Origin of the sequence: Jatrophihabitans sp., from assembly GCF_036389215.1 — a bacterium.
Lineage (GTDB): Bacteria > Actinomycetota > Actinomycetes > Mycobacteriales > Jatrophihabitantaceae > Jatrophihabitans_A.
This window is the reverse complement of sequence record NZ_DASVQG010000176.1, coordinates 1-12,528: the sequence shown is the minus strand read 5'-3', so window position 1 is coordinate 12,528 and position 12,528 is coordinate 1. Positions and strand designations below refer to the sequence as shown.

Genomic DNA, 12,528 nt, shown 5'->3' with positions numbered 1-12,528 from the left:
CTGCGCTGCAGCACGTAGCCGGTCTCGTCGTTGGCGTTGTCGGTGAAGCCGATCACCATCGACGTGCCGGTGTTGGTCAATGTCAGGTTGGTCGCCGCGGACGGCGGACCGGCGACCGAGTACGACCCGCAGTACAGATCGAAGTCGCTGCCGCCGCCGACGTTGGTGGCCCGGACGCACACCGTGTGGTTGCCCTTGGCTGTGGACTTGACGGTGTAGAAGTTGTAGCCGTGGTTGTCGCCGTAACCGGGGTTGCTGGCGTTCAGGCCTGAATAGGCGGCGTCGGCGGTCTTGGTGGAGGTCACCACGCCGTCGAGCACCAGCGAGACCTGCAGCGGGCCGGTGGTGTCGTAGTCGATGGTCCAGCCCGTGATGGAGTAGTAACCCCAGTAGCCCAAGGCCGAACTGGTGGACAGCCCGCCGGTCGGGTTGGCCGGCTGCTGGTGGGTCTGGACCGCCACCCGGGGAGCGGAGCTTGCCGAGCAGGTGCTGGTGCAGTTCTTGGCCGAGACGTAGTACTCGATGTAGCGCGCAGCGGGGGCTGTGGTGTCGGTGAACGAGGTGCTGTTGGCAGCCGCGCTGAAGTAGCTGGTGGTGGTGCCGCTGACCACCCGGCGGATCTGGTACCCGGTCTCGTTCGACGCGTTGTCGGTCCACTGCAGGGTGACCGAGGTTTGCAGCACCGACGGCGCGCTCAGGTTGGTGGGTGCTGCCGGGGTCGGCGGCGCCGGGTCGTAGTCGTCGTAGCAGTAGGCCGGCGGATCGCCTGCATCGCAGGGATTGATAGCCGACGCGGGAGCGGCAGTCGCCAGCAGAGCGGCGACACCGGTGAGGGTGGCCGCGGCAGTGACCGCCAGGACTCGCTTGATTGCCTGCAACGTTCTTCCCTTTCTGGTGGATGGTTCGATGCCCAGAAAGAGCTGCCGATGGGGGCGGTGATACTGGAAGCTGTTGGCAAGTACTGCCGTAAGAACGGGCCTCCGTTTAGGTATTGAATGCCGGCCTGGCAGGTATCGCGTATCGGACATCCAGCACATCCCAGACTTGGTGCCAGTGCCGGGGGTGTCGTCATCCCCGATTAGTTTTTTCACAATCTATAAGCCAGCTATGCCTTATGACACCAACGTTCCTCAGCCATCAGAACATCCACTCCGATCCGTTTCGCTGATCTCCCGCCATCACATTCTCCGGCCAGCGCTGGCGGCGGCCCTGACGGCTCTGGGCTGGCAGGTCAGCCAGCAGAACAGCTGGCAGCCAGCCGACGGCGGGCTACACCGCGCGCCGGTTCCCCACCTCGTATTGGTGGCTGATGAGGCAGGCGTGCTGCCCGATGGGCCGGCCGGGCGTCCACCGGTGGGCACCGCCTATCTTGCGGTGGGCTCGCGTATCAGGCTCGCCGAACTGATCCGGGCGGTGACCGCCGGGGCGGCGGCCGCCATGGATGTCGACCAGCCGTTCACCGACCTGGCAGCACGACTGCACCTGATGCTGTTGAATCCACTTTCCTTCGAGCAGAGCAGCCAGTTCGCCCAACGCTTGGATGCCTTGCGTGCAGCGGCCGATCGATTCTCCGGACTCACCTCGCGGGAGCGTCAGGTGCTTGTCGCCCTGGTTCAGGGGTGCACCGCGGCCGAGATCGCCCATCGCGAACACCTGTCGATGCCCACGGTTCGCAGTCACATCCGCTCGATTCTCGCCAAGCTGAACAGCTCCTCCCAGCTGGCCGCCCTAACGCTCACGTACCGCGCGTGTGGGCTCTTTGAGGTGGTTAGAGAGATGCGAGAACTTCATCACTTTTGATGATGTTAGATCGGCGTTAGAACGTCAGGGTTATGCCTGACACACTTCCCTTCCCAAGGAGATATCCAGATGACCAGCCCAACAGGTGGACAACAGTTCTACAGCGCACTGCAAGAGAAGGCGATGGCGGCTGTGCAGGACACCTTCAAGTCCACCCTGTACCCCGTGCAGTACCCCTCCCAGGGTGATTTCAAGTGGAACTGGCAGGACGGCAACCAGGTCTTCAACGATGACACCTACCAGTACGTCAACGCCCTCGCCAAGCCCGGTGACGTCGCCGGCACGGTCGCGCTCTCAGACGCCGGCGGCTTCGCCAACGCCTACGTGGCCGTCCTCAACGCCATGGAATTCTCGCTCAGCTCGGGGGATCAGGCCGAGCTGGACAAGGCTCAGTCTGACGCCTCGGTGGAGGCCGGCACGATCGTCAGTGACTACGAGACCTCCTTCGGCACCATCACGCCCGCCCAGATGACCGACGCCGGCGTGTCGACCAAGCTGGACTACGTGATCAGCTACGTGCTCGGCTCGCAGTGGAGCGGTGCCACCCCGCCGCTCAGCCAGACCGCGATGGCGAGCGCCGAGGATCTCACGGCGTTGCTGCCTAACGCCCCGATGAGTGCCGACCCAGTGATCACGGACGTGACGACGTACCTCAACCTCATGCAGCCGGTGATCGGGCTCAAGGACCAGTTGCAGCGAAATGACTGGACGCTCCGCCAGCTCAAGAACAATGCGATGCACCCGTCGGAATCCAACGGCGGGATGCAGACCTTCCACCCGAACGACGGATCGGTGCTGGCCGGCTACAACGACGGCTGGGAGATCAGCGACTCGATCGCCTCGATCAACAACGACCTGCAGAACATCGGCCGGACCATCTCCATCGAAATGACCACCTCGCAATCCTCCAGCAGCGACCTCGAGGTGACCATGCAGGGTCAGGCGGGCTTCACGATCGGCTCGATCCTCGAGTTCTCCACCGCGGCCAACGTCAGCTACGACATGTCCAAGACCAAGGGCACCAGCACCGACTGCAGCGTCAGCATCACCTACGCCGGCTACTCGATGGTGTCGGCCGGCCCGGCCGCCTGGCAACAGGCCACCAACGTCGGCTTCTACTCGGCGGACCCGATCAGCCAGGCAGTCGCGAACGTAGGCCAGGACGTGACCGGCTTCAAGTTCCTCAACACCCCGCCGTATCAGTTCGGCTCGCTGGCAAGCGGCGGCAACTTCGGCCTGCTGACCAACCTGCTGATCTCGAACTACCCGACCGTCAGCATCACCTACACCAACGCCGACTACCAGACTTTCTCCGAGTCCTGGGACGAGCAGGCAAGCGGAAGCCTGACGCTCTTCGGATTCATTCCGCTGGGCAGCGTCAGCCAGAGCGCCGGCGGCAGCTCGCACAGCCAGAGCGCTGACAACAGCACCTTCACCGTGACGTTCTCCCCCTCGCCCGAGGTGACCGGCGTGCCCCAGGCCCTCAAGACCGCGTACGTGATCGGCGCCGCGGTTGCCAATCCCGGCACCACCGGCTGAGCAGCTGAGCAACAGGAGCAACGACCATGCCTATCCAGATGCAGCGAGGCGTCCAGATGCAGCGAGGCGCCGCCATGCCGAGACCGTATGCCGGTAGCGTCGCGGCCGTCCACGACGACGCGTTCGCCGCGATCGGCCAGCTCAGCTACGCCGGCCTGTGGGGTGGTGCCGGCACTCTGACCACCGTCGCAGGCCACCCAGGGGCCAGGGTCGACCTGCAGGGCTACACCGGGGCCCCGGCCCATCAGATGAACCTGCAGGTTCAGGTCAATGGCGTGTATGGAAATCCCAGCACGCTGGCCACCGTACTGGTGGCCAGCACCGTAACCGCGCTGCTGCCGCCGAGCCCTCGTAGCGAGCCCCAGCAGCGCGAGATCGTCCGGGTGATCAGGAGCGCGCTGTTCGCGAGTCTGGACGACTTCGAACGCGCCCGCGCCGGCGCACCTGGCGTGAGCCCGTGTATTTGGTTGGTCACCGGAACGCCGTCGTCCTGATGAATGCGACTGTCGAGCCTCCAAGGTCAGGCGCGGCAGCCGGGTCGACGGGAGGGAGCAGCGCTGCCTGCTCCCTCCCGTCCGCTGCTGCCGAGGGCGGCACGTCCTACCAGGTACTCGCCGCCGCGATCAACGCGCAGATCGAGCTGATGTACCACACCAGCATCACGCCGGTGCAGAGCCCGAGCCAGGGCAATTTCCCCTGGTACTACGAGAATGCCAATCAGGTCTTCAACAACGCGACGTTCGGCTACGTCAGCGCCCGGGTCAGCCCCGGCGCAGCTGCCGGCCTGGCCATGCTGTCCGGGCCGGGTGGCTATCCCAACGCCTACGCCCAATTGCTGTCCCAGATCGAGTACGGCATCAGCTCGGCCGATGTGACGGCGCACAACCAGAGCGCGGTCGCCTCCGCAAGCTACGGCAACCAGGTTCTCAGCCGTCTCAAGCAGGCTACGTACCAGCCGACCGGCGCCAACGGCGGCATGCTCACGGTCGACCCCGACACCGGTGCCGTCTCTGCCGGCTGCCAGGTCGGGTACGGCATCGACAACCCGCTGGCCACCCTGTCCAACGGCCTCCAATCGGGGCAGCCGACGGTGACCGTCCAGGTTCCGGCCGGCAACGGGAGCACCGCGACCATCAGCTACACCGGCTGCCAGCTGGTGGCGGTACAGCCCGCAGCCTGGCAACAGGCCACCAACACCGGCTGGTACGACGCCGACCCGCTGTCCCAGGCGTGGCGTAACTGGCGCAACGGCCAGCAGGACGTCACCGGCTACCGCTTTCTCAGCACGCCGAGCTACGACCTCGGACCGCTCGGCTCAGGCGGGAACTTCGGGCGGCTGGTCAGCCTGCTGATCAGCAACACCCCTACCGTCACGTTCAGCGCTGAGCCCTCGGTGGCTTTCGTGGACGCCGTGACCTCCGATGTGGTCGCGGCCTTCCATGAGTCACTGAGCCTGCTCAATCTGGCCCGGCTGGGCGACACGGAGCTGTTCGCCCTGCCGGATTCGGCTGACCTGCGCAGTGAACCGACGGTGCCGCAGCTCCAGCAGAGCGCGTACGTGGTCGGCGCCTGCCTGGATTTCATCTCTCAGGACTGAAGGCGGTCAAGGCCGCTGGCAACGCCCACCCGTTCGGCACGTGTTGAGCACGCCACAGGAAGGCACATCAATGACGGTCACCTTGTGCGACGTGTCCGAATACCAGCCCCACTACAGCTCGGCCTACCCGAGGGACGCGGTGTCCTTCCGGGTCGACAACGGCTGGCGGCTCGACTACAAGGCGATCACGAATTGGGCGCGGATACAGCCTGATCTCGACTCGGGCCGGCTCGCGTTCGCCCTCGCCTACGTGGTGCTCATCCCTGGACAAGAGGCCGCGATCGTGGCGCGGATCAAGACCGTGCTCGGTCCGGTTCCGAACGTCCGGCTGGCTTTCATGGTCGACGTCGAGTCCGGTCCTTACTTCGCCGGTCCGGGCGACCATTCCGGCAGCGCGAACGAGCTTGCCGGGATACTGGCGACCTACGCCCGATCGAGCGAGCGGGTCGCCGGGTACGCCAACAGCGGCGACTGGGCCAACTGCTGGCCCCGGCCGCCGGCCTGGTTGAAGCGGTTCACAGCCGAGTACAGCTCAAGCAATCCGGGCAGCTGGGGCTGGCAGTACACCGACGGCACGGACACCTGGCCGGTACCGGCCGGCTGGCCCCGCGACACCGCCCCGTTCGGCCGGTGCGACCACAACGTCATCAACCGCACCTTGGCCCAGGCCGTCGCCGACCTCGGCGTGGCCCCGCCGAAACCACCAGCACCCCCTGCTCCCTCTCCCGGAGGGGCCACTACTCGCCGGAGGCGAAACCGCATGCTGTTTCTCGTACAGGTCGACTCGAAGGAATGCGAGCGGGCCAAACTGCGCTGGCCCGGCTGGTTCATCTGCGACGGCTTCTCCCTCACACACGTCAGCACGCCGGCTGACAGGGCGGCGCTCGCCACGGTCATGACCACGGCCAAGAAGCCGATCTCGATTGCCCAGTACAAGAGCCTGGGCGGGGCCGTCGCATGAACCCCGCCGTGCGCAAGTACGTCAAGGATCTCACTGAGCGAGTGCTGTGGACGTTTCTCGAAGCGTTCTTCGGCGCCGCGGCCCTCGCCTACGCAGCGGCCGGGGTCGATCTCGACCCGGCAGTGACCGGGTGGTCAGCTTGGGAGAAGATCCTCATCGCCGGCACGACGGCCGGCCTCGCGGCGGTTGGCGCTCTGGTCAAGGGCCTCATCGCCTCGCGCCTCGGTGACACCGGCACGGCATCGACGGTGCGCCTCGACGATCTCGACGACGCCGCCGGGAGTGCCGGCGGTGCTGACGGTCCGACCGGGCTCGGAGTGCTGGTGTCGATCAGGGACGGCGCCGGTCCGGTGTCGATGCAGGCCGGTGCGCCGGCTACGGGGTAAGGCGATCGCAGCGAATGACCCACCGTGCAGGAGCTGATCAAACCGCCGGCCGGCTCACTGCCGCGATCAACGCGCAGATCGCTCTGACGATGGGGTCGGGAATTGGGTGCGCAGGAAGCGGTCCCACACCCGGTCGGGCATCAGCCGGCGCTGGGTGACCAGGTAGTGCGCCGACGGCGTGACCCGCACCCGGACCGGAGCCCGCCGGGCGGTGAGAGCGCGGGCGATCACCTTGGCGACCACCTCCGGCTCACCGCCCAGCTTGGCCAGTGCCCCGCGCTCGTAGACCGCCTGGGTGGCTTCGGCCACGCTGCGGTTGAACTCGTCGTACGGCCCGGACTGCTCGCCCGGCGAAGGGACTTCCGCGACGGCCCGCTCGCTGAAGGATGTCCTGATGATTCCTGGCTGAACGACCGTGACCCCGATGCCGAAGCCGGCCACCTCGAAGCGGAGGGCGTCGGACAACGCCTCGACGGCGTACTTGGTGGCGTGGTAGGAGCCGCCACCGGGAAAGGTGAAGTTCGCGCCCATCGAGGACACGTTGACGATCCGTCCCCGGCCCCGCTCCCGCATCGAGGGCAGTACCAGCTGGCACATCCGCAGCAGGCCGAAGACGTTCGTCTCGAACTGGCGGCGGACGTCGTCGAGGGCCAGCGTCTCCAGCGCGCCGGACTGGGAGTAACCGGCGTTGTTGACCAGCGCGCCGACCGCACCGGCTTCTGACACCACCGTGTCGACGGCTGCCCGCCGGGAGTCCTCGTCGGTGACGTCGAGGGAGAGCGTCCGGCAGCCGGCCGCCTTCAGGTCGGCGAGGTCCTGCTCCCGGCGGGCCGTGGCGTACACGGTGTGACCCTGGCGGGCCAGCAGCGCGGCGGTGGCCCGGCCGATCCCGGACGAGCAACCGGTCACCAGCACCGCACCGACTGACGACATGGCTAGCGCCAGCTGTCGTTCAGGGTGAGGGTCGCCGCCGTCCCGGTGTTGACGGTGCGGTTGCTGGAGCCTTCCCAGGTGACCGTGCCGTCCGGGTTCTTCTTGATGTACTTGTACTGGATGGCGGTGTTCTTCGGCAGCCACACGGTGCTGGACCAGACCGGATAGCCGGCCGACGACAGCGCGGGGGCCAGGTTGGTGTTCCAGGCGCCCAGCAACGGGTGGTCACCGACCACGAACACGTTCTGGCCGAAGGCGGTGGTCGCGTTCTCGTTGAAGGTCACCGCGACGGCGCTGCTGGTGCTGGCGCTGCTGTAGCTGTGGAAGGCGACCGCGCCCTGCGCCGGCACCGTGATGGTGGCGGTGCCCGAGCTGCTCACGGTGACCAGCGGGCCGCTGCAGGTGGTGCCGGACGCGGTTCCGTGGATCACGTCGCAGTAGGTGCCGGCAGCCATTCCGGTGGTGAAGGTGCGGGTCACCGCGGCGTAGGTGTTGTTGATCGCGACGAAGCCGGCCGAGCCGCGGCTGAAGGAGATGACGTTGTTGCCGTCGCTCCACCAGTTGGCCACCGCGTTGCCCGCCACCGCGTTGTGCCAGCCCACCATGCCCAGCGTCGCCTGCTGCCGGTCCTGGCACAGCCAGGTGCCGGCGCTGCCGCAGTCGGTGGCCGTGACGAAGCCTGCTGCGTCGGCCGGCGGCGATTGGTCGTTGCTGGTGAAGGTGAAACTCGAATACACCTGCGGCGAGCCGTAACCCCAGGCGAGGGAGAAGATGTTGGCCAGCTGGTAGGTGGAGCCGTTCTTGTAGTTCAGGGTCGAGCCGTCGCGGTCGGTGTCGTGGTTGTCGACGAAGGTCACCGACTTGTTGCTCGGCTCCATTCCCCAGCTCTGGCCGAACGTCTGCAGGTTGGCGATGCTGCCCTGGAACTGCTCCTTGAGCTTCTTGCCGTAGGTGAACTCCAGCACGCTGCCGTTGGTCTCGTAGGCGGGCGGGTTGACCGCGCCGCCCGGCATGACTTCCTGGTAGAGGAAGGCGGGACGGGTCAGCTGCGCCTTGATCGCCGCGATGTCGACGGCATCGATGTGCTTGGCGGCGTCGAGACGGAACCCGTCGACCCCCAGGCTGCCCAGGTCATTGAGGTAGGCGGCGAGCTTGCCGCGCACGTAGCCGCTCTCGGTGCGCAGGTCCGACAGCTGCACCAGCTCGCACTTCTGCACGTCGGCCTGGTTGTTGTAGTCGTGGATCTGGCCGTCGGAGTTCGGGCAGTCACTGGGGTAGTGGTGGAAGTCCTGGCTCCCGTAGAGACCCGGGTAGGTGTACTTGCCGGTGAACGTGGTGCCCGCGTAGCCGGAGCTGCCCGTGCCGCCGGTCATGTGGTTGAGCACAGCGTCGGCGTAGACCTTGACCCCCGCGTTGTGGCAGGCGGTGACCATGGCCGCGAAGGCGGTGCGGTTGCCGAGCCGGCTGTTCACCTGGTAGCTGACCGGCTGGTAGACCTCCCACCACGGGTGCCCGGAGCCGGCCAGCGTGACCGATTCCTGGGGCGGGGCGACCTGAACCCCGCCGTAACCGTTCGGGCCGAGGACGTTGGTGCACTCGCTGGCGACCGAGTTCCAGTTCCACTCGAAGAGGTTGGCGATCACGTCGCCCCGCGGCGGCGTGCTGGCGGCGGCGGCCGGCGCGGCGCTTGTGAAGACCGTGGCGACGAGCGCGGCCGCGACCAGGGCGGTGCTGGCCAGGCCCGCCGACAGCGCCGCTCGGAAACCTCGGATGGGTGCGGGCATCGTTACTCCTCGGGCGAACGCTGCGGGGTCCAGGGCCAATCCATGCCAATCCTGACGTGCCGCCAGAGTTTATCGCCAGTACCGGGTCAGCTTCCGACTCAATGTTTCCTCAATCTTTTCGCCCTCCGCTTCGCACGGCTACGCTCGGCCCGGCGGGTTTGCGGCGGATAGGGGCGCGGGCACGGACCGGCAGACCCGGCTCGCGCAAAATGATCTTTGAAACCTAAACGGCTATTGTCCCGTTCAACGGTTTCACACTATATTGCGGCAATGAACGCCGCTCAGCTGCCGCCGCGAACGAGGTCTGCGTTGTGACGACGTTGTTCGTGGGCAATACCCGAACCGAGGAGATGGTCGGGGAGCTGTCGGCGCTGAGCCCGGCGGACCGCCTGTACGGCGGGTTCGCCGCACTGCGATTGCTGTGGTTCGCCGGATCTGGCGACGTGCTGGTCCTGCCGTACCCACCACGGCCGCACTACCTGGCCTACATCACCGCGGTGACGGGTGCGGACCCCGGGTCGCTGGTGTTGCTGTGCCCACCGCCCGGCGCACTCGGTATCGACCTGCTGACCCCCGATCGCATCGCCGAGCCGCATTTTCGTGAGCAGGTTCGCGTCGCCGTTCGGGACCAGGGCGTCGACCGGGTGTTTGCCGTCTACAAGGACGTGCCCGTGACGCAGCTCGCCACCGCGGTGCGTCTGGCCGTGCCGGGTCATGCTCTGAGCGCTCAAGGCGGAGATGCCTTCCTCAACAGCAAGGCAGCATTTCGGGCCTTCGCTGCCGGGGCCGGAGTGCCGATCATCGACGGACTGGCGACCGCTCGACCGGAGGAGGCCAGAGCCGTGGTCACCCAACTCCTCGCCGCGGGTCACAGTGCGATCCTCAAGCGGGAGTTCGCCGTGGGTGGGACCGGCAACGAGGTTCTCAGCCCGGTGGCCGGTGTGCCGGTGGTGGGCACCGAGAGCGCCGTGGTGCTCGCCGACGACGCGGCGGTGAGGAACTACTTCGCCCGGCGCTGGGACTGGCTCAGCGCAGGTGGCCGGCATCAGGTGGTGATCGAGCGGTACTTGATCGGGTGCGACACCTTGTTCGGGGAGTGCGCCATCGAGGACGACGGACCGGAGTTGCTGGGCGTGGGGGAATGCGTCATGTCACCGGTCGAGATCGCCGAAGTCATTCCCGCGCAGGGCCTGGGCCAGGCCCCCCGAGCCGCACTGGTGCGGGCCTGTCTCCAGCTGTCCGGCGTTCTGCATGCGATCGGCTACCGCGGCTATGTCTCCATCGACGCGGTGCTGACGCCGACCGGAGAAATCTTCATCACCGAATGGAACGCCCGGTTGAGCGGGTGCACCCACCTGAACCTGGTGGTCCACCGCCGGCTGCTCAAGCCCGAGCATCAGGGCCGCCGGGTGACGTTGGAGCAGCATGACTGGGTGGTGCCCTCGTTCGAGGCCGCCGTCCAGCGGCTCGACGACGCCGGCTTGGCATTCGACAGGGACACCGGTACCGGCGTCCTGCTCACCTCGGACGTGACGCCCGACAAGACGGTGACGTACTGCATGGTCGCCGAGAATCTCACCGGCGCCCGGGCGCTGGAACGCCGGCTCCGCACGCTGTTCACCGAAGCGGAGGTCGACGCCGCCCACGACACGGTTCCTCCGGCCGGAGCTCAGATGAGCAGCGCATGAAAGCAGTCCTGATGCGCTCGACCGGCGGCCCCGAGGTGCTGGCTGTCGAGCAGGTGCCCGAGCCCGTCCCCACCGCTGGGCAGAGCCTGGTCGACGTGACGCTTGCCGGGGTGAACTACGACGACCTCGAGCGGCGAGCCGGCGACGTCCAGCCGCTGGCACTGCCCGCCGTGCTCGGCGTCGACGCGGTGGGTCACCGCCGCCGGGACGGGCGGCGGGTTGCCGTACTGCTGCGCGCGGGCGGCGGCTACGCGCAGGTGGTGGTTGCCGAGGACCGGTACACCGTCGAGGTGCCCGACTACCTCAGCGACGAACAGGCGGTGGCGCTGCTGGAGCAGGGCGGCACGGCCTATGGTGCGCTGATGCTGGCTGGGCGGCTGCGCGCCGGCGAGGCCGTCGCGGTGTCGGCCGCGGCTGGCGGCGTGGGCCACCTGGCGATCCAACTGGCCCTGGCCCTGGGCGCGAACCCGGTGATCGGGCTGGCCTCCACCGCCGCCAAGCGAGCGCTGGTCACCGAACTCGGCGCCCACCGGGTGCTCGACCCAGGGACGGGTGATCTCGGCGCGCAGCTGCGTGAGGCGTCCAGCGGCGGAGTGGGCCTGTTCCTGGACTCCGTCGGTGGCGAGCTGACCCGCGCGGCTCTGGACGGGCTGGCACCGTTCGGCCGGCTGGTGTCGATCGGCTGGCGGGCCGGTGGCGGGCAGGCCGCCGACCGGTGCGGGCCCGTCGAGGTGTCGACAGAAGCGCTGGTCGGCCGGTCCATCGGCTGCGCAGGGTTCTGGATGCGGCACGTGGTCGAGGACCGGCAGTTGTTGACCGGCATCGCCGACGAGCTGTTCGACCTGGCCAAACGCGGTCAGTTGGTCGCGCGGATAGACCGAACCGTCTCACTCGCCGAGGTGGGGCAAGCGCATACGGCACTAGCCACCCGGGCTACCGCTGGCAAGATCCTGATCGATGTGAACCGGGAGCCCTGAGTTGTATAGCCGTTACTGCCGCTCGATGCTGAGCACTCCGGCGACCGCGGAGGACAAGTACGCCAGGTGCCATCACTCCGGTGCCGACGTCTGTCAGGTGGATCTGGAGGATTCCATCCCACCGGCCCGCAAGGAGGAAGCGCGGCGCAAGGCCGTGGCCTTCTTCACCATGGCCGACCCGTCGACCCGCTGCTCGGTGCGCATCAACAGCGTCACCGAGGCTGCCGGCTTGCGCGATCTGCTGGCCCTGCGGGAGTACTCCGTCACACCGACCATCGTGGTGGTGCCCAAGGTGGAGTCCGCCCGCGACCTGGAGATCGTCGAGGCGGTGCTCGGCGGCGAATGTCCCGGGTTGGAGCTGCTGGCCGTGGTGGAAACCCCACGCGGGCTCGAGCGCCTCCGCGACATCACGACGTTCTCCGGCCGGCTGCGGGGGATCATCTTCGGATCCGCCGACTACGCCGCGGCACTGGGCATCGAACTGGCCTGGGAGCCGCTGGTCTACGCCCGGTCATTGCTGGCCAACGCTGCCCGCGCGGCGAACATCGAGGCGATCGACTCGCCGCTGTTCGACCTGACCGACCTCGCACTGCTGCGCCGGGAGGCTGAATGCGCGCGGGCACTCGGCTACAGCGGCAAGATAGCGCTACACCCTGACCAGGTACCGGTGATCAACGAGGTCTTCTCGCCCAAGCCCGCGGAGCTCCAGCATGCGCACCGCGTGGTGGCCGCCGCCCATCGCAGCGGGCAGGGCATCACCACGGTGAGTGGATCGATGGTCGGGCGTCCCTTCTTCGAGGCATCCCGGCGGTTACTGGACGAGTTCGAGCCACTCGTTGCTGCCGACTCTTCGACGAGCCGTG

Annotated in this window: 11 protein-coding genes and 1 pseudogene; 9 read left to right on the top strand and 3 right to left on the bottom strand. The window is 67.4% G+C overall.

The window, feature by feature from the left end; genetic code table 11:
- Positions 1-878, bottom strand: a pseudogene (locus VF542_RS09225) (hypothetical protein); the annotation flags it as partial.
- 229 nt (positions 879-1,107) lie between these two features.
- Between VF542_RS09225 and VF542_RS09220 the strand changes: the two are divergent.
- The 6 genes from VF542_RS09220 to VF542_RS09195 all read left to right on the top strand — a co-directional run bounded on the left by VF542_RS09220 (position 1,108) and on the right by VF542_RS09195 (position 6,283).
- Entirely contained in the window at positions 1,108-1,800 is a 693-nt protein-coding gene (locus VF542_RS09220; protein ID WP_408651408.1) for a helix-turn-helix transcriptional regulator, read from the top strand.
- Between the two features lie 69 nt (positions 1,801-1,869).
- Positions 1,870-3,339: a hypothetical protein gene (locus tag VF542_RS09215; RefSeq protein ID WP_408651407.1), complete on the top strand. Its 1,470-nt coding sequence runs from the start codon at positions 1,870-1,872 to the stop codon at positions 3,337-3,339.
- Positions 3,340-3,413: 74 nt separating this feature from the next.
- Positions 3,414-3,833, top strand: a complete 420-nt coding sequence (locus VF542_RS09210) for a hypothetical protein (protein ID WP_408651406.1) — start codon at positions 3,414-3,416, stop codon at positions 3,831-3,833.
- Positions 3,833-4,936, top strand: a complete 1,104-nt coding sequence (locus VF542_RS09205; RefSeq protein WP_408651405.1) for a hypothetical protein — start codon at positions 3,833-3,835, stop codon at positions 4,934-4,936. The genes VF542_RS09210 and VF542_RS09205 overlap by 1 nt, the downstream gene beginning before the upstream one ends.
- 70 nt (positions 4,937-5,006) lie before the next feature.
- Positions 5,007-5,897, top strand: coding sequence for a hypothetical protein (locus VF542_RS09200; protein ID WP_408651404.1), 891 nt, complete (start codon positions 5,007-5,009; stop codon positions 5,895-5,897).
- Positions 5,894-6,283, top strand: coding sequence for a hypothetical protein (locus tag VF542_RS09195; RefSeq protein ID WP_408651403.1), 390 nt, complete (start codon positions 5,894-5,896; stop codon positions 6,281-6,283). The genes VF542_RS09200 and VF542_RS09195 overlap by 4 nt, the downstream gene beginning before the upstream one ends.
- 66 nt (positions 6,284-6,349) lie before the next feature.
- On the opposite strand, the gene VF542_RS09190 is transcribed toward VF542_RS09195, so the two are convergent.
- Positions 6,350-7,216 carry an SDR family NAD(P)-dependent oxidoreductase gene (locus tag VF542_RS09190; protein ID WP_408651402.1) on the bottom strand — a complete coding sequence of 289 codons (867 nt, stop codon included), beginning with the start codon at positions 7,214-7,216 and terminating at the stop codon, positions 6,350-6,352.
- Between the two features lie 2 nt (positions 7,217-7,218).
- Positions 7,219-9,000 carry a carbohydrate-binding module family 20 domain-containing protein gene (locus tag VF542_RS09185; RefSeq protein WP_408651401.1) on the bottom strand — a complete coding sequence of 594 codons (1,782 nt, stop codon included), beginning with the start codon at positions 8,998-9,000 and terminating at the stop codon, positions 7,219-7,221.
- A 311-nt stretch (positions 9,001-9,311) separates the two neighbouring features.
- Between VF542_RS09185 and VF542_RS09180 the strand changes: the two genes are divergently transcribed.
- From VF542_RS09180 to VF542_RS09170, 3 genes are all read left to right on the top strand, one after another.
- Positions 9,312-10,688 (top strand): peptide ligase PGM1-related protein, encoded by a 1,377-nt coding sequence (locus VF542_RS09180; RefSeq protein ID WP_408651400.1) that lies wholly within the window; start codon positions 9,312-9,314, stop codon positions 10,686-10,688.
- Positions 10,685-11,665 (top strand): quinone oxidoreductase family protein, encoded by a 981-nt coding sequence (locus tag VF542_RS09175; RefSeq protein WP_408651399.1) that lies wholly within the window; start codon positions 10,685-10,687, stop codon positions 11,663-11,665. The genes VF542_RS09180 and VF542_RS09175 overlap by 4 nt, the downstream gene beginning before the upstream one ends.
- Before the next feature lies 1 nt (position 11,666).
- Positions 11,667-12,528, top strand: an 862-nt coding sequence (locus tag VF542_RS09170; protein ID WP_408651398.1) for an HpcH/HpaI aldolase/citrate lyase family protein, incomplete at its 3' end; no start/stop codon positions are given.